Origin of the sequence: Flavobacterium sp. 9 (assembly GCF_002754195.1) — a bacterium.
In the GTDB taxonomy this organism is placed as follows: domain Bacteria; phylum Bacteroidota; class Bacteroidia; order Flavobacteriales; family Flavobacteriaceae; genus Flavobacterium.
The window spans coordinates 1,953,395-1,969,921 of the sequence record NZ_PEEU01000001.1; the positions used below are offsets into that span (position 1 = coordinate 1,953,395).

Sequence of the window (16,527 nt, forward strand, 5' to 3'; positions counted from 1 at the left end):
CTTGAAACCTCAAACTTGAAACTATATTTTAAAGTCTTTGACTCATATTTTTAACCATCATTTCTTTCCATGGTCTAAAATCTCCTGCTAAGATATGTTTTCTGGCTTCACGAACCAACCACATATAAAAACCAAGGTTATGAATCGTAGCAATTTGTTTTCCTAAATATTCATTAGCAGCAAATAAGTGACGTAAATAAGCTTTTGTATATTCAGTATCTACAAAAGTATGTCCCATTTCATCAATTGGAGAAAAATCAGCTTCCCACTTTTTATTCTTAATATTAATTGTTCCGTTTGCCGTAAACAACATACCATTTCTGGCATTACGAGTTGGCATAACGCAATCGAACATATCGATACCTAACGCAATATTTTCCAAAATATTAATCGGAGTTCCAACACCCATTAAATATCTAGGTTTATCTTCCGGCAAAATTTCACAAACAACCTCAGTCATTGCGTACATTTCCTCCGCAGGTTCCCCTACAGACAAACCACCAATCGCGTTACCTTGCTGTCCTGAATTTGCAATATATTCAGCCGATTGTTGACGTAAATCTTTATAAGTACTTCCCTGAACAATCGGGAAAAACGTTTGCTCATACCCATATTTATAAGGTACTTTATCCAAATGGTTGATACAACGATCCAACCAACGGTGCGTCATATGCATCGAACGTTGTGCGTATCTGTAGTCACAAGGATAAGGCGTACATTCATCAAAAGCCATGATAATATCAGCTCCAATCGTACGCTGAATTTCCATTACGCTTTCCGGTGAAAAAAAGTGATAAGAACCATCAATGTGTGATTTAAACTTTACTCCTTCTTCCTTAATTTTTCTATTATTCGAAAGAGAATAAACCTGATAACCACCAGAATCAGTCAAAATATTACGATCCCAATTCATGAATTTATGCAATCCACCTGCTTTTTCAAGAATTTCAGTCTGCGGACGTAAATATAAATGGTATGTATTTCCCAGAATAATATCCGGATTAATATCTTCTTTTAGCTCGCGTTGGTGCACACCTTTTACAGAAGCAACCGTCCCAACAGGCATAAAAATAGGCGTTTCAATTACGCCGTGATCTGTAGTAATACTTCCCGCTCTAGCTTTAGATTGCGGATCTTTTTGTAATAAATCAAACTTCATCTGTTTCTTTTTTCAGTCGGCAAAGATAAGCTAATTTCAGGGAAAATAAATTAGATAATTTGGCAATTAGAAAATTAGATAATGATTATCGCAACCATAAGTTTTGAGTTTGGAATTTCTAAAATTGGAATTTAAGTATTTTGGGCGTTTTCGCCGCGGCGAACGGGCTATCCACTGCAAGTCCTCGCGCTTCCTTCGTCAGGCTGTGGGCTATCCGCTTCTATCCCTAACGCAAAAAAAGAAGTGACAGTTCCAAGAGAAATTTCTAAATTTGAATAAATCAGTTAGAGTTTCAAAAGAAACTAAATTATTGTCAGGCTGAGCGGAGTCGAAGCCCCGCGTGCCCATAACACAAACAAAATAAAATGAACTTAGCTCAAAAACTTGGATATCCAGAAAACACCAAACTATTAATCATTCATGCCGACGATGCCGGATTATCACATTCCGAAAATCAAGCTACTATAAAAGCACTCCAAAACGGATCTGTAAACTCCTATAGTATAATGGTTCCATGTGCGTGGTTTTTTGAAATGGCAACATTCGCCAAAAATAATCCACAATTCGATTGCGGAATCCATCTAACGCTGACTTGCGAATGGGAAAATTACAAATTCGGTCCAATTCTTCCAATAACCAAAGTATCAAGTTTAGTCGACAAAAACGGTTATTTTTATAAAACCCGAGCAGATTTCAAAAACAACGCAAAACCATCCGAAATAAAAAAAGAGCTTACGGCACAAATCGAAAAAGCATTACAATTCGGAATCAAACCTACACATCTCGACTCACATATGTGCAGCGTTGGCGTTACTCCCGAAATTTTAGAAATCTACAAAGAACTAGGAAGAATCTATAATTTACCAGTTTTCATCAACAAACAATTTGTAGAATCAATAAGCTTATCGGACGAAAAATATGATTTCGAAAACACACTTGTATCCGACAATCTTCTAATTGGATATTTCAGCGACTTCGAAAAAGGCGAACTTAAAGATTCATATAAAAAAGCTTTAGAAAACACAAAACCAGGATTCAACGTCTTTTTGCTTCATCCCGCTTTCGATGATTTTGAAATGCAGGGAATCACTATAAATCACCCAAACTTTGGCTCCGAATGGCGTCAGATTGATTTCGATTTTTTCACAAGTGAAGAATGTAAATTACAACTTCAGAAAAATAATATTCAATTAATAACATGGAGAGAAATTCAGGGAATTAGATAATTTGCCAATTAGAAAATGAGATAATGACTCATTATGTGAATACTAAAACTTTGTCAATTAAATATATAACATTCTGAATCCAATAATTTCATAACTTTAGTATCCACTTAAAAAAGTAGAAATCATGATAAATTCAGAAGACAACAATCCTATAAAAGAAGATCAAATTGAAAGAAATCTGGAAAATTTAGATTATCCGGCAAGTGAAGATATTTACAATCACGAAAACAAACAGGAAAACATTGATTTAGAAGAAATTTCAACTGACGAAACCATCATGCCTAAAGATCACGAATGGAAACAAAACAGCGATAAACTTGGAAATGATTTAGATGTTCCGGGTTCTGAACTTGATGACGAACAAGAAGAAATTGGATCTGAAGACGAAGAAAACAATTTTTATAGCGAAGGTGACACAGAATAAACTTTTCAAAACAATTAAAAATGAAAGTCCCAATTGGGGCTTTTTTATTTTAAATAATCATCAAAAATAGAGTCAGATAAAGAGCACTCATTCAAATAATCTAAACGAATACGAGTTTTTATTTGATATCGAGAAAAAAACGACCGCAATTTAACAAATACGCCAAACTAAAGCGAAAAATCATTTGTCAGCCCGCAAAATAACGATTACTTTTGCATCAGTTTAACTTTTACATATAAAATGAAGCCTAACACACAACAATTAAGCGATTTAACTATCCAAGTAAGAAGAGATATTCTTCGAATGGTACATGCTGTCAACTCAGGTCACCCAGGTGGTTCACTAGGTTGTACTGAATTTTTGGTAACTCTATACCAAAATATTATGGAGCGTAAAGAAGGTTTTGATATGAACGGAATTGGAGAAGATCTTTTCTTCCTTTCAAATGGACATATTTCTCCTGTATTTTATAGCGTATTAGCACGTAGTGGTTATTTCCCTGTTTCAGAACTTGCAACTTTCAGATTATTAAACTCACGTTTACAAGGACATCCAACAACTCATGAAGGATTACCTGGAGTTCGTATTGCTTCTGGTTCATTAGGACAAGGTTTATCTGTAGCTCTTGGAGCAGCTCAGGCTAAAAAATTAAATGGTGATAATCATATCATTTATTCTTTACACGGAGATGGAGAATTACAAGAAGGTCAAAACTGGGAAGCTATCATGTATGCTTCTGCAAAAAAAGTAGATAATATTATCTCGACTATTGACCTTAACGGAAAACAAATCGATGGTACAACTGACGAAGTTTTACCAATGGGAAGTATCCGTGCTAAATTTGAAGCTTTTGACTGGGACGTTCTTGAAATCAAAGAAGGTAACAATATCGATGCTATTCTTGCAGGTTTAAATGATGCAAAATCAAGAACCGGTAAAGGTAAACCAGTTTGTATTTTACTACATACTGAAATGGGTAATGGTGTGGATTTCATGATGCACACTCATGCTTGGCATGGTAAAGCACCAAACAACGATCAGTTAGCAAGTGCTTTAGCTCAAAACATCTCAACTTTAGCAGACTATTAAAAATTAGCTTTAAGCCTTAAGCAGTAAGCCTTACGCCTATTGCCTATAGCCTATTGCGTATAGCAAAAAAACAAAATGAAAAAATACGAAAATACAGGAAGTAAAGATACTCGTTCGGGTTTTGGAGCGGGAATGACTGAATTAGGTCAAAAAAATGAAAATGTAGTTGCACTTTGTGCTGATTTAATTGGGTCATTAAAATTTGATGATTTCAAAAAAAATCACCCAGAGCGTTTTTTCCAAATTGGAATCGCAGAAGCTAACATGATTGGTATCGCTGCAGGTTTAACAATTGGCGGAAAAATTCCTTTTACAGGAACTTTCGCTAACTTCTCTACAGGAAGAGTTTATGATCAAATTCGTCAGTCAGTTGCTTATTCTGATAAAAACGTAAAAATATGTGCTTCTCACGCTGGTTTAACATTAGGTGAAGATGGAGCTACACACCAAATCTTAGAAGATATTGGATTAATGAAAATGTTGCCGGGAATGACTGTAATCAACACTTGTGATTACAACCAAACTAAAGCAGCAACTTTAGCATTAGCAGATCACCATGGCCCTGCTTATTTACGTTTTGGACGTCCGGTTGTGCCTAACTTCACTCCTGCTGATGAGCCTTTCGTAATTGGAAAAGCAATTTTATTAAACGAAGGAACTGATGTTACAATTGTTGCTACAGGACACTTAGTTTGGGAAGCTCTTATTGCTGCTGAAGCATTAGAAGCAAAAGGAATTTCTGCTGAAGTAATCAACATTCACACAATCAAACCTCTTGATGAAGAAGCAATTCTTAAATCGGTTGCTAAAACAAGATGTATAGTTACTGCAGAAGAGCACAACTACCTTGGAGGTCTTGGAGAAAGTGTTTCTGGAGTATTAGCCCTAAACAACCCAACTCCGCAAGAATTTGTTGCTGTAAACGATAGTTTTGGTGAATCTGGAACTCCAGAGCAATTAATGGACAAATACAAATTAAACAATCAAGCAATTGTTGAAGCTGTAGAAAGAGTTATTAAAAGAAAATAATTTTTAGATTTTCTTACTTTATACAAAACCTCGAAAGTGATTTCGAGGTTTTTTATTACTACAACTGACCTACCTTCTAAAGAATTAAAACCTCAAACAAAAGGAATTATCTTCAATCGAATCAAAAGTCTACGCTCTAATTTTTAGACATAAAAAAACCTCGAAAATGATTTCGAGGTTTTTTTATATACTAAAGTCGAGACTTATTTCTTTTGATAAGGATATGTTTTATCCAAATGTATTCTTAACCTTGGATTAACTTTATAATCATCATCTACAAATTTACGTGGATTATCAATAGATTCTGGTTTACTAGGATCTGTAAGCGCACCTGTAGGTCTTCTAGGAATACCAAAAGTTTCAGATTCATTTGTATTTGGCGTCGCCGGATTATCCGCAATAGGATCCCAAGGATAAATCAAACTCACTCCTGTAACCGGAGCATCTACTGGTTTTGTAACCTCAAATCTAGTAGAATATCCATCACCATCATCGTCCAAATCTAAAAAATCAGGAATTCCATCACCATCTGTATCGTAATTTACTTTATAACTATCAGGAGGATTTGGAAATCTTGCCGTATCTCTCAAATCATACAGATAACCATCGCCATCAAGATCTTCTTTATAATCAGGAATACCATCTCCAACATTCACTGCACTACCATTTGAAAAAGTATATTCGTGATCCAATCTCTGAAGATCAAATAATTTAAAACTAAATATTAACGGAGAATAAGCTGGTATATTAGTCTGTGTATTTGCATAATAACCCAACCCTGATGGCAAGAACATAACTCCGGCTCCGAAGTTCTCATAAGTCACCGTACCATTATCAGAAGTTTTTGAAGTACCCGTTTTAAATTGAGGAAAGATCTCTCCCCAACCATCTATAACAGGACTATTCACGTATACATATAACTCAAAACTTCTTCCTATACCATAAGAATTATCGAAGACAGTTCCATCTAATAAATTCCCTGAATATGCTGCATTAACTCGGTCAGTATTACAAGGTGACAACCCTGTTCCTTTATTTAAAATTAAATAACGAACTTTATAATTAACACCACGATTGTAAACAGATCTGGTTGCTAATTCATAATCCTTTTGGTCCATAATAGATATTTGTGTTCCATTAGCCGGGATTTTTTCAAAAGTAATATCAAAATTAGCTGTGACTTCCTTAATATAATGGGTTTTAAGATATTTCTCAATCGAATCATTATCAGCTTTATACTGTACTTCATAATCTCTTAATGGAACTGTCACTACCTCATCATCATCTTTTTTAGAGCAAGAAACGAAAGAAATACCCGCAAGCAATAAAATAAAATAAAATTTAAATTTATTCATTATTGTTAATTTTTTAGGTGCGCAAGATACAATATTGATTTATTTTTGTAAAGAATTTAACTTTGATTTTAGAAAAATTATGAGAATAGACAAATACTTATGGTGCGTGCGCTATTACAAAACCAGAAACATGGTAACTGAAGCGTGCAAAAAAAACCATATTACTGTAAATGGGCAAGTTGCCAAGCCTTCTAAAGAAGTTTTTCCAACGGACAAAATTACTTTTAGAAAAGACCAGATTACACAAATTATAACTGTACTCGATATTCCCGAAAGTCGTGTTGGAGCAAAACTTGTTGATATATATAGAAAAAATGAAACGCCGGCCGAAGCTTATGCACATTTAGAACTATTAAAACTATCCAAAGAACATTATCGCAAGAGTGGAACCGGAAGACCTACCAAAAAAGATCGAAGAGATATCGACGAATATGGTAATGAAATTTTTGACGAGGACGAAACAGAATAAAATCCAATTTTTAAATTCAAAAATTAACTGAATAACAAAATTGCAAACTAAAATTTCAAGTCTCAGGAAATTCTAAAATCAAAACCTCAACATTGGAATTTGGAATTTTTATATTGGAATTTTAAATTTGTACTTTAGCAAAAAAATAAATCATGAGCAAAAACATCATTTTAACCAATCAGGAAATCGAACACAAAATAAAACGTATTGCATACCAAATTTACGAAACGTTTGTAGACGAAGAAGAAATTGTGATTGCCGGAATCGCTTCTAACGGATCTGTTTTTGCCCAAAAAATTGCTTCGGCATTAAGTAACATCTCAACACTTAAAGTATCACTTTGCGAAGTTAAAGTCGACAAACAAAATCCACAATTACCAATTCAAACCTCTTTGACAGCTTCAGAATACGAAAACAAAGGATTGGTTCTTGTTGATGACGTCTTAAATTCAGGCACAACCTTAATTTATGCTGTTCGTCATTTCTTAGACGTTCCGCTTAAGAAATTCAAAACAGCAGTACTTGTTGATAGAAATCATAAAAAATACCCTGTAAAAGCTGACTTTAAGGGTATTTCACTATCTACATCTCTACTTGAGCATGTTCAGGTTGTTTTTGACGAGAATGGCGATGATTATGCCTTTTTAAGCTAAGATCTCTAAAATATCATCAACCGTTTCTTCGACAGTTTTATTATCAACTGTAACTTTATGTTGCGCATGATTGTAATAAAAGCTTCTGTCGAATAAATGCTTTGCAATAAACTCTTTCATTTCCTCTTCATTCATATCAGCAATTAGCGGACGCTTACTCTTGTTATGTATCAATCTATCATATAAAGTCTCTATTGAAGCCTTTAAATATATCGAAGTAACATCATCACTTTTTAATAATTCGTGATTATTAGCATAACATGGCGTTCCTCCGCCTAAACCAATTATACTGTTTTCTGAAGATTGAAGTAATTCCAGAAACATTTCGTGTTCTAATTTTCGAAAATATATCTCTCCGTGTTGTTCGAAAATCTCATTTATAGACAAATTTGCTCTTTTTTCGATGCATTTATCTAAATCCAAAAACGGAATATTTGTAGATTTTGAAAGATTTTGAGCGATGGTTGACTTTCCGCACCCCATATATCCTAATAATATAATCTTTTTCATTTTAATAAGAACCTATAAATTAAGGCGTTGTAAATTTTGATTAAAAAAACACAAATTTAAAACAAAATTGCTTGCAAATATCAAAAATAACTCCTTATATTTGCACCCGCATTCAAGGAAAGAATATGACTCGATAGCTCAGTCGGTAGAGCACATCACTTTTAATGATGGGGTCCTGGGTTCGAGCCCCAGTCGGGTCACAAATTTTGTGATTTAACAAATACTTTTCTTGATAGCAATGACTCGATAGCTCAGTCGGTAGAGCACATCACTTTTAATGATGGGGTCCTGGGTTCGAGCCCCAGTCGGGTCACAAAAGGTCGAGTAATTTATTTTACTTGACCTTTTTTTATTTAAGGCCACGTGGAGAAACGGTAGACTTGCCATCTTGAGGGGGTGGTGCTCGTAAGGGCGTGTGGGTTCAAATCCCACCGTGGTCACATAAAAGCAAAAAGCCTGAGGATATAGATTCTCAGGCTTTTTTTATAATTCAAAAGTCCTTATGATTTTCTTCCAGTTTTCAAAAACTCCAGTATTTATTAAAGATTTTGATTTGAACCCTATCACGGATCTATAATTTATAAATTAAGTTTTTTATCATAACAGCGATAAAAACAATCCATAAATTAATTTTATCTTCGTTTATTAAAGCAGTTGATTTACAGCTACAAAATTAGTTGCAAACAAGTTAGTTGCAATTATGAAAAAACAAAACTATGTTATTTGGACTATTTAAAAGTTTAGACGAAAAAGTTAAAGAAGACAAAGAAAACCTAATAGCCAGGTTAAAAAACTCTGATGCAAAAACTTTAATTATAGAAATGGGAAACAACAATCCAATTTCAAACAATATAATTAAAAAGCAGAAACGTGATCAATCTTTAGGAAGTGAAGATTTTCCTAGCTGGTATGCTTATAGAATTTCTGATAAATTAAGTGATATAAACTTAAAACCCGAACTTATTGAATTACTTAAGAACAAAGATTTTTTTCAATATAAAAAATTCGTTTTAAGATGCCTAAGTAGCTTGTGCGCAAACTGCAAAGATTACGAGCTTTTCGACTTTTTGATTTCAGAACTCAAAAAAACTAATGAAGAAGAAGTAATTACAACTGTTCTAAGCAGGCTTAATGAATTGAAAAAACCCACTACTCTAAATATTGACTATCTTAAACAATTACTATTAAAAGGAACATACCAAAATAGAATTGACGCACTTAATGCTTTAAAAAACTCCGAACACAATGATTTAGAAGAAATTTTAATACAAAAATTTAACACCAGTGACCAACATACTAAATGTATGGTTTGCGCAACACTTAAATCCACAGGAACAATAAAATCATTAGAAATATTGAAAGCAGAATTTAAAAGAACAAGGAGTAATGATTTAAAATGTTTTATTCAAAGTGCAATAGAAGAAATTAACGAGCGAGAAATAGCAAAAGCTAAACATTTAAACTCCCACCAGAATCTTTAAATCTTCTAACAAACGGTAAGAATTCTACATCGTCAAGGTCACAATAAAAACAAAAAGCCTGAGAATATATATTCTCAGGCTCTTTTTTTTATGATTCGAAAGTTCTTATGATTTTCTTCTAGTTTTAAAAACACCTGTATTAGGCTTTAGCTGATCTATTTCTAATTTTCAAATTTAACTTCTATTACTTTCTTGAAAAGTTTGTTATCACTTGTTTTACATTCAAATTCTACGTGGTAAACTTCATTACTAAAAATTGCATCCTGCACAAAACCAGGACTAAATTCAATAATTTTATTTCCAAAAGCTTGATATGATTCAAAGATTGATATTTGGTTTCTAATTTCTGATATTGTCAATAAATTCTGATTTGCATTTATTAGAATATCTTTATAAGTAAAATCCTTGTCTAGTTTGAGGGAAAATGATTCTTCTAAAATTGAATTCTCCTAGATTTTTTCAAAAGTTGTCGCATAACATTTATTATTTAATCTCAAATTTAAACTTGCAACTCTTTCTGTTTTTTCTGTTATAGCAAACACAATATCATTCTTGAAAACTGAAGTTTCAACATAATTATTAAATTCTCGTTTATCGCCTCTGTCTTTTATTGTAGCGCTCCTAAATTCAATATCGTTTATTGACACATGCTCTAGTGGCGCGCAACTAAAATCTAAAAAAATAAGCAAAATATAAACTCCAATAATCTTAAGTGCTTTTTTCATATTGATTTTTTCATTTTTCTTGTCGTTCTGGTAAAATAACAGCTTACTTATATATATTTCTAACGATGTCCGACTTATCTACTCTAAATTACGTCGTCGTATCTGACAAATATCGATCTTTATTTATATTCAAAAATAGGATTTTTATCTAATAAACTATCAGAAGACTTTTATTTATTAAATACTATCCGTACTAACATGAGCGTGAATTTCAGTAGCCTTGCTATTTTGATAAAAGAGAACACGACTCCAAATAATGATATCAAATTCAAATAGCAAAATTACACTTCATTTAAAACCATTAAATCACCTAATAAGTGGTTCGAATTCTGCATCACCAAGGTCACATAAAAGCGGAAATCTTTATTCATAAAGGTTTTCGCTTTTTTAATTCTATATCACTCCAACTTCATATATTATCCACATATTACTTCAAAAATCTTCTATATTTACAATACTATAATATTAATCGTAGAAATAATTTATGAAGCAAAAAATTTCACTTTACGTTTTAACTGTTTTCATTTTATACTCTTGCCAAAAAAATAATGACACTCAATTAAACAAAAATATTCTTGGCGAGTGGACTTACATCAAAACAGAAGACCAAAGAAAACCGCAAAAAATTAGCGATATTAAATTTCCACCGCCTTCTCCTTTTGGCAACCACATATCAGGATACATCTTTTTAGAAAATAATGTATGCGAAAACAAATCTGGCTATTTTAATTTTATCAAAGCAAATGAGAGAGAAGACAGAAAGACATTTTTTTTAGGAACTACAACTAAATATAAAATCGAAAATGATAGTCTAAAAATTTTAGATCTAGTAAGCAAAACTTGGGAGAATCAAAAAATACATTCGATTATTGGAGACACATTGACAACACAAATAAGCGATAGCATCTTTGCAAAATACGCGAGAACAAAATACAAAATCGACCCTAGCGAAAATTACGACAAAATTATAGTTTCGTCTTCAGGCTGTTATGGCTCTTGTCCTGTTTCAAATATTAGCATTGACGATAATGGCAATATTCTCTTTTACGGTCAACATTATAATACTAAAAATGGAATTTTTAAATCTAAAATTTCTAAAAATCAATATCAAAAAATTCAAACCAGTTTTAAAAAAGCAGATATAAAGAATCTTAAAGATAATTATGAAGCAAATTGGACCGATGACGAGACAGTCTCTATAACATTTATCAAAAACAATAAAATAATAAAATCTATTAGCGACTACGGAAGAAAATCGCCGAGCGATTTAATTTGGGCTTATACACCTGTCAGATATTTATATCAGCAAATAAAGCTAAACCCTTTGAAAACGGAAAAACCCTTATTATCACTATGGAGAATAAGCTTTACAAAAGGAAATCAAATTTGTGACTTAACAAAATCTGATAGTTTTTATCTTTTAACCGAAATTTTTAAAGGCAAAGAAATAACCTATAAATTTGAAAATCGTTACCAGATTGAATTTTGGAATGACGAAGATAAAAAAGAAAGAATTAATACCGATGGAAGATTTTTTAAATACAGGGACAAAACTGTTGATATTGGCTATAATTTTTTGACCAAAAATAATCTGACTGACAAATTCAGACAGAAAGACAAATACGACTGATGAAAACTTCAACGATACAGCTGTACTTCAATTAAAATATAAATTGTTAGGCTTTTTTTATGATTCGAAAGCTACCTTACCATTTGCCTATTTTTACAAACCCCATATTTATCAACTTCATTTTCAACCATTTTTCATTCAATTTTTAAAGAAAACACAAAGACAACGTTAAGAAAAAGTATCTCTTTACCTTTCATCGTTACTTTTATTCGCATATAAAATTTTCACATATAAAATCCGAGTATCTTTACCCTCGATTGCATGAGAATATGTAGGTGATTAACGATCTCTTCTCTTCAAAATTCTTACTTCAAGTCATTAAATTATAACAGCAAAACGCAACAAATAAATATTATCCATTACTAATTCTATCCCTTTTAGGTTTTTATTAGTTTTCGCATTCAACCTTAATAGCTATAATATATGACATTGATATCCAAAGAAAAATTTTCTGAAGCTGCCGGCCTTTCTAAAATTCCGATTCCTGGATTATCCTCTTATTTAATGAAAGTAATGAAAATTAACAATTTAAATGAGATGGTAAAAGAAGGAGGCAATCTTGAGGGCGCAGATTTTACTAATTATGCTTTAAAGAAAATTGGCGTGAATGTTCAATTTGACGCTGCCGAATTACTAAATATTCCTCGCGAAGGAGCTTTTATCGTTGTTGCAAACCATCCTTACGGAGGCATCGAATCATTAGCCTTATTAAATACCATTGCAAAAATACGCCCTGATACAATGTATATGGGGAATTTTCTATTAAAGGAAATTCCAAATCTTGAAAAATGTATTATTGCCGTAAACCCATTTGAAAATGTGCAGAATTCTGCTAGTATTACAGGATTAAAAATGACACTTAAAGTTTTATCAGAAGGTGTTCCTGTTGCAATATTTCCTGCCGGAGAAGTATCATCTTTTAATTTTAAGACAAATAAAATCACAGATCCTGAGTGGCATCCTGTAGTAGGAAAAATTATGTGCAAAGCAGACGTTCCTATTTTGCCGATATATTTTCATGGAAATAATGGTTTTTTCTTTAGTATGTTAAAATCAATTCACCCCATGTTACAAACTTCAAAACTGATCTCAGAACTCTTTAACAAACAAGGACATGACTTGAAGATGACTATTGGAAAACCCATTTTTTTAGACAGAGTCAAAGGTAAAGTTTCCGATCCTCAAATGTTAAAAAACCTCAGAACTAAATTGTACGCTCTCAAAAATCAATTACACAATTAAAAAATGTAGATTAAATCTATTTGAAGCTTATAAAAAACCTTGAAAATTAAATACATTTTCTTTCCAAACCTCTTTCAAGTTGTTTAAAACATGGAAATCTTCAAGCAAAAGATTCAGGTTTTACACTATGAAGGCTACCTTACGTGCTTATAACCTCCATTTCAGCATATTAATTCTTTATTAAATTAATCTTAAAATAAGGTATTGTTATATCAAAAATAACTCCCTATATTTGCACCCGCGTTCAAGGAAAGAATTATGACTCGATAGCTCAGTCGGTAGAGCACATCACTTTTAATGATGGGGTCCTGGGTTCGAGCCCCAGTCGGGTCACAAAATTTGTGATTTAACAAAAACACTTTCCTTGATAGCAATGACTCGATAGCTCAGTCGGTAGAGCACATCACTTTTAATGATGGGGTCCTGGGTTCGAGCCCCAGTCGGGTCACACAAAAGGTTGTTCGCCATCGCGAATGACCTTTTTTCATTTTAGTCGTACATGGAGAGCAATAGATTTACCGACTCACAATAATACCCGTAAGGGCATTTGGATTCAAATTCAATTATTGTGGCTGAAACAAAAAATATTTCTTAATACTTATTTTTTTGTTCAACAAGATTCCACTTTTCATTTTTAAATTCATAAACCGGAAGCGGAAGAGTTTTACTGCAAGTAAACGTATAATCGTAATCAAGTACAGCCTTTTGATATTTTTTGTCAAAAATTGGTTTTCTTATAGAAATTATACCATTTGGACAGGCTTTCAAAACCTCTTTCACATTATCCCCATTTATAGACAACAGCTCTTTTAAAGTAATAATTTTAATATTATTATTCTTTAACGCCACCATATTTAAACTAAATCCTTTTGAAACATTAACTAAGCTATCGAGATTTGAACTATTCTTGGTTTTTAACTGTTTCATTACAGAACTTCGAATATCGTAGCGAGGATTTGCCAAAGTCATTATTTCGATCAATGATTCTTTTGGAATTTCCAGCAAACAATTACAATTATTACCTTTTAGTGTTTGAATAATAATTTCGTTTGCCTTTTGATTGTAAATTTCTTTTGGTTCTTTTCGGTCATTAACACACCCCATAAATGAAATACAGATTAAGAGCCGAAGAAGAGGATAATTGATTTTTTTCATTTACTCATTCAAATATTAGATGTTCGATTGCAATAACCAATATAAAACTATTTTTTAAACGAAAAATTACACTGGAATTATAAAACTATAAAAATTCAAACTTTGCTTAGAATCTTCAAATTTTCTTATTTTTAATCCCAAATAAGTTTTAATCATGAGATTCTACATCAACACAGCACATTTGACACAAGAAATTGAATATCCCAAAAGATATCAATCTCAGAATCTAATCAAAAGCTCAGTTACTGTATTTCTTATCCTTTTAGTATTCCTTTTATTATTCAAACCATTTGGAGTTTACGATCCGGAACTCAAAATGCATTACTTACTCATTTGTTTTTTTCATGCCGTAGCTCCGGCACTAATTCTATTCGCTTACTTTGGAATATTAAATTATTCTAAAAAAGCAAAAGATCAAATTAAATGGACTTTACTCAAAGAATATATCCAAATTGGGATAATATTGGTATTAATGGGCACAACGAGCTTTTTAATGCGGGATTTACTTTATAACAACCCAAACAATTGGTCATGGAATTATTTTTTTGAAGAAATTAGAAATTGTCTTATTGCAGGCACATTTTTCTACTTTTTTCTGAGATTATCAAGTTTTTATTTCGAATCAAAAAATGGATCTCCATTTGTTCTTCAATTTACTCCATTAGCAATTGAACCCGCAAAAGCAACTTTAGAAACTACTATTTTTATTAATACGCATGTAAAGCAAGATGATTTCAGCTTAGATATTAATCAGTTACTTTTTGCAAAAGCAGATGGCAATTATATCGAGTTAACAAAATCAAATGAAAATAAAATTACCACTGAAGTAAAAAGAATTTCCCTAACGCAATTTGAAGCTCAGATAATAGACTACCCACACTTTTTCAGATGCCACCGAACTTATTTAGTAAATATGTTTAAGATTGAAAAAATGTCCGGAAACTCTCAAGGCTATCTATTATCCTTTCATGAAACAGATATAAAAATTCCGGTTTCCAGAAAACAAATCGACAGCTTCAACAACCGTTATCAAGAACTTCAAAGTAAATATATTGCCTAAGCTTGTTGCTCGTCACAAAAGCTAGTTACCAGTAACAAGCCTTATTGTTACTGATTTTTCCTGTTGTAGGTTTGCCATCAATAACAATAAACCAATTTATTATGTCAACCACAATTGCTAGCACGAATTCAGATTTTGATTCTTCAAACAAACTATCTTACATAGACAACATCAAAGTTCTATTAACAATCTTAGTAGTACTTCATCACACTTTTATCGCTTACAGTACTTCTGAAGGTTGGTATTATTCGGAACAAACTAGCCTTTTAGGAGCCCGAATTCCTATGACAATGTTTATAAGCATTAATCAATCCTTCTTTATGGGGTATTTTTTTATGCTTGCAGCCTACTTTACCAGTTCTTCTTACTCCAGAAAAGGAACTTCAAAATTCACCAAAGACCGTCTTGTTAGATTAGGAATTCCTATTTTATTTAACTCCTTTATTCTTTCGCCATTCATCTCTTATCTTGTTTACTATTTCGCCAAAGAGCAACATATTAATTATCTTCAATATTTAAGCGGATATGACAATTGGATTGATTTGGGAGTTACATGGTTTCTGGCTGCATTATTACTTTTTTCTTTAATCTATGTGGGAGTAAAAAAAATATTCAATATCAGCTTCACAAAATCTTTGGCAACATCAAATTCAAGAACGATATTATTCTTTGCATTGACATTAGGAATTATTAGCTTTTTGGTCAGAATAAAATTTCCAGTAGGATGGGTTCTCGAACCAATTGGATTTCAACTTGGGCATTTCACACAATATATCGCCCTTTTTATTGTTGGATTATTAGCAGCCAAAAACAATTGGTTTGAGCAACTTTCTAATAAAACAGGCCGACAACTTAAAATATCGGCTTTAGTATGTGTATTGTTTTTTACGGTATTTCTTCTAATTAAATTTAAACTAAACTCCGATTCATCCTGGTTTTCCGGCGGTTTTCATTGGCAAGCTTTATTATATGCCGTTTGGGAACAATGGATTGGAATTTCTATACTAACAGCATTATTAATTAAAGGAAAAAGAAGCTGGAATACTTCTTCAAAACTACTTAGTAAATTATCCCGCTGTAGTTTTGCAGTTTACATTTTCCATCCATTAGTAATTGTCGGATTCACTTTAGCAATAAGAAACTGGGCTATTGATCCAGCAATAAAACTTCTTGTTGCAGCACCTATAATAGTTTTAGGAAGTTTTTTACTTGGTTCACTTATCCTATTAATCCCGGGAGTTAAGAAAATTATTTAGTCAATATTTCTAAAACAAAAGCCCGAAAAATCAATATTTCTCAGGCTTTTACTTATGAATTTCC

General features: G+C 32.3%; 16 protein-coding genes and 5 tRNA genes. 16 read left to right on the plus strand and 5 right to left on the minus strand.

The window, feature by feature from the left end; genetic code table 11:
* Positions 1–28: 28 nt before the first annotated feature.
* Entirely contained in the window at positions 29–1,159 is a 1,131-nt protein-coding gene (tgt, locus tag CLU81_RS07490) for a tRNA guanosine(34) transglycosylase Tgt (RefSeq protein WP_099709251.1), read from the minus strand.
* Between the two features lie 365 nt (positions 1,160–1,524).
* On the opposite strand from tgt, the gene CLU81_RS07495 reads away from it, so the two are divergent.
* The 4 genes from CLU81_RS07495 to CLU81_RS07510 all read left to right on the plus strand — a co-directional run bounded on the left by CLU81_RS07495 (position 1,525) and on the right by CLU81_RS07510 (position 4,927).
* A complete protein-coding gene (locus CLU81_RS07495) occupies positions 1,525–2,385 on the plus strand; it encodes a polysaccharide deacetylase family protein (RefSeq protein WP_099709252.1) in 861 nt (286 codons plus the stop codon).
* 124 nt (positions 2,386–2,509) lie between these two features.
* On the plus strand, positions 2,510–2,809 hold the full coding sequence (locus tag CLU81_RS07500) for a hypothetical protein (RefSeq protein WP_099709253.1): 300 nt from the start codon (positions 2,510–2,512) through the stop codon (positions 2,807–2,809).
* Between the two features lie 240 nt (positions 2,810–3,049).
* A complete protein-coding gene (locus CLU81_RS07505) occupies positions 3,050–3,898 on the plus strand; it encodes a transketolase (protein ID WP_099709254.1) in 849 nt (282 codons plus the stop codon).
* A gap of 75 nt (positions 3,899–3,973) precedes the next feature.
* Complete coding sequence (locus CLU81_RS07510) at positions 3,974–4,927, plus strand: transketolase family protein (RefSeq protein WP_099709255.1); 954 nt, start codon at positions 3,974–3,976, stop codon at positions 4,925–4,927.
* 203 nt (positions 4,928–5,130) lie between these two features.
* On the opposite strand, the gene CLU81_RS07515 is transcribed toward CLU81_RS07510, so the two are convergent.
* Positions 5,131–6,282, minus strand: a complete 1,152-nt coding sequence (locus CLU81_RS07515; protein WP_099709256.1) for an FKBP-type peptidyl-prolyl cis-trans isomerase — start codon at positions 6,280–6,282, stop codon at positions 5,131–5,133.
* Positions 6,283–6,361: 79 nt separating this feature from the next.
* Here CLU81_RS07515 and CLU81_RS07520 point away from each other — a divergent pair, with 79 nt between their 5' ends.
* Together CLU81_RS07520 and CLU81_RS07525 are read left to right on the plus strand one after the other, a co-directional pair.
* Positions 6,362–6,751 (plus strand): RNA-binding S4 domain-containing protein, encoded by a 390-nt coding sequence (locus CLU81_RS07520; RefSeq protein WP_099709257.1) that lies wholly within the window; start codon positions 6,362–6,364, stop codon positions 6,749–6,751.
* A 152-nt stretch (positions 6,752–6,903) separates the two neighbouring features.
* Entirely contained in the window at positions 6,904–7,404 is a 501-nt protein-coding gene (locus CLU81_RS07525; protein ID WP_099709258.1) for a phosphoribosyltransferase domain-containing protein, read from the plus strand.
* Here CLU81_RS07525 and CLU81_RS07530 read toward each other — a convergent pair.
* Positions 7,396–7,914 carry a shikimate kinase gene (locus CLU81_RS07530; protein ID WP_099709259.1) on the minus strand — a complete coding sequence of 173 codons (519 nt, stop codon included), beginning with the start codon at positions 7,912–7,914 and terminating at the stop codon, positions 7,396–7,398. The two genes, CLU81_RS07525 and CLU81_RS07530, sit on opposite strands and share 9 nt — an antisense overlap.
* Before the next feature lie 127 nt (positions 7,915–8,041).
* Here CLU81_RS07530 and CLU81_RS07535 point away from each other — a divergent pair.
* The 4 genes from CLU81_RS07535 (at position 8,042) to CLU81_RS07550 (ending at position 9,395) form a co-directional block, all read left to right on the plus strand.
* Positions 8,042–8,114, plus strand: a tRNA-Lys gene (locus tag CLU81_RS07535).
* Positions 8,115–8,154: 40 nt separating this feature from the next.
* A tRNA-Lys gene (locus CLU81_RS07540) sits at positions 8,155–8,227 on the plus strand.
* Positions 8,228–8,271: 44 nt separating this feature from the next.
* Positions 8,272–8,354, plus strand: a tRNA-Leu gene (locus CLU81_RS07545).
* 276 nt (positions 8,355–8,630) lie between these two features.
* Positions 8,631–9,395 carry a HEAT repeat domain-containing protein gene (locus tag CLU81_RS07550; RefSeq protein ID WP_099709260.1) on the plus strand — a complete coding sequence of 255 codons (765 nt, stop codon included), beginning with the start codon at positions 8,631–8,633 and terminating at the stop codon, positions 9,393–9,395.
* A 449-nt stretch (positions 9,396–9,844) separates the two neighbouring features.
* On the opposite strand, the gene CLU81_RS07560 is transcribed toward CLU81_RS07550, so the two are convergent.
* On the minus strand, positions 9,845–10,120 hold the full coding sequence (locus tag CLU81_RS07560; protein WP_099709262.1) for a hypothetical protein: 276 nt from the start codon (positions 10,118–10,120) through the stop codon (positions 9,845–9,847).
* A gap of 484 nt (positions 10,121–10,604) precedes the next feature.
* Here CLU81_RS07560 and CLU81_RS07565 point away from each other — a divergent pair, with 484 nt between their 5' ends.
* The 4 genes from CLU81_RS07565 to CLU81_RS07580 all read left to right on the plus strand — a co-directional run bounded on the left by CLU81_RS07565 (position 10,605) and on the right by CLU81_RS07580 (position 13,440).
* Entirely contained in the window at positions 10,605–11,750 is a 1,146-nt protein-coding gene (locus tag CLU81_RS07565; RefSeq protein ID WP_099709263.1) for a DUF6438 domain-containing protein, read from the plus strand.
* 423 nt (positions 11,751–12,173) lie between these two features.
* Positions 12,174–12,992, plus strand: a complete 819-nt coding sequence (locus tag CLU81_RS07570; RefSeq protein ID WP_099709264.1) for a 1-acyl-sn-glycerol-3-phosphate acyltransferase — start codon at positions 12,174–12,176, stop codon at positions 12,990–12,992.
* 260 nt (positions 12,993–13,252) lie between these two features.
* A tRNA-Lys gene (locus tag CLU81_RS07575) sits at positions 13,253–13,325 on the plus strand.
* 42 nt (positions 13,326–13,367) lie between these two features.
* Positions 13,368–13,440: transfer RNA gene (locus CLU81_RS07580), tRNA-Lys, on the plus strand.
* 143 nt (positions 13,441–13,583) lie between these two features.
* On the opposite strand, the gene CLU81_RS07585 is transcribed toward CLU81_RS07580, so the two are convergent.
* Positions 13,584–14,147, minus strand: a complete 564-nt coding sequence (locus CLU81_RS07585; protein WP_144444481.1) for a hypothetical protein — start codon at positions 14,145–14,147, stop codon at positions 13,584–13,586.
* Between the two features lie 154 nt (positions 14,148–14,301).
* Here CLU81_RS07585 and CLU81_RS07590 point away from each other — a divergent pair, with 154 nt between their 5' ends.
* Positions 14,302–15,207, plus strand: coding sequence for a LytTR family DNA-binding domain-containing protein (locus tag CLU81_RS07590; protein WP_099709266.1), 906 nt, complete (start codon positions 14,302–14,304; stop codon positions 15,205–15,207).
* 101 nt (positions 15,208–15,308) lie between these two features.
* Positions 15,309–16,463 carry an acyltransferase gene (locus tag CLU81_RS07595; protein ID WP_099709267.1) on the plus strand — a complete coding sequence of 385 codons (1,155 nt, stop codon included), beginning with the start codon at positions 15,309–15,311 and terminating at the stop codon, positions 16,461–16,463.
* Positions 16,464–16,527: the final 64 nt, after the last annotated feature.

Coding starts and splice junctions, on each gene's coding strand:
- tgt (WP_099709251.1), bottom strand. CDS start 1,159: ATGAAGTTTGATTTATTACAAAAAGATCCGCAATCTAAAGCTAGAGCG.
- CLU81_RS07495 (WP_099709252.1), top strand. CDS start 1,525: ATGAACTTAGCTCAAAAACTTGGATATCCAGAAAACACCAAACTATTA.
- CLU81_RS07500 (WP_099709253.1), top strand. CDS start 2,510: ATGATAAATTCAGAAGACAACAATCCTATAAAAGAAGATCAAATTGAA.
- CLU81_RS07505 (WP_099709254.1), top strand. CDS start 3,050: ATGAAGCCTAACACACAACAATTAAGCGATTTAACTATCCAAGTAAGA.
- CLU81_RS07510 (WP_099709255.1), top strand. CDS start 3,974: ATGAAAAAATACGAAAATACAGGAAGTAAAGATACTCGTTCGGGTTTT.
- CLU81_RS07515 (WP_099709256.1), bottom strand. CDS start 6,282: ATGAATAAATTTAAATTTTATTTTATTTTATTGCTTGCGGGTATTTCT.
- CLU81_RS07520 (WP_099709257.1), top strand. CDS start 6,362: ATGAGAATAGACAAATACTTATGGTGCGTGCGCTATTACAAAACCAGA.
- CLU81_RS07525 (WP_099709258.1), top strand. CDS start 6,904: ATGAGCAAAAACATCATTTTAACCAATCAGGAAATCGAACACAAAATA.
- CLU81_RS07530 (WP_099709259.1), bottom strand. CDS start 7,914: ATGAAAAAGATTATATTATTAGGATATATGGGGTGCGGAAAGTCAACC.
- CLU81_RS07550 (WP_099709260.1), top strand. CDS start 8,631: ATGTTATTTGGACTATTTAAAAGTTTAGACGAAAAAGTTAAAGAAGAC.
- CLU81_RS07560 (WP_099709262.1), bottom strand. CDS start 10,120: ATGAAAAAAGCACTTAAGATTATTGGAGTTTATATTTTGCTTATTTTT.
- CLU81_RS07565 (WP_099709263.1), top strand. CDS start 10,605: ATGAAGCAAAAAATTTCACTTTACGTTTTAACTGTTTTCATTTTATAC.
- CLU81_RS07570 (WP_099709264.1), top strand. CDS start 12,174: ATGACATTGATATCCAAAGAAAAATTTTCTGAAGCTGCCGGCCTTTCT.
- CLU81_RS07585 (WP_144444481.1), bottom strand. CDS start 14,147: ATGAAAAAAATCAATTATCCTCTTCTTCGGCTCTTAATCTGTATTTCA.
- CLU81_RS07590 (WP_099709266.1), top strand. CDS start 14,302: ATGAGATTCTACATCAACACAGCACATTTGACACAAGAAATTGAATAT.
- CLU81_RS07595 (WP_099709267.1), top strand. CDS start 15,309: ATGTCAACCACAATTGCTAGCACGAATTCAGATTTTGATTCTTCAAAC.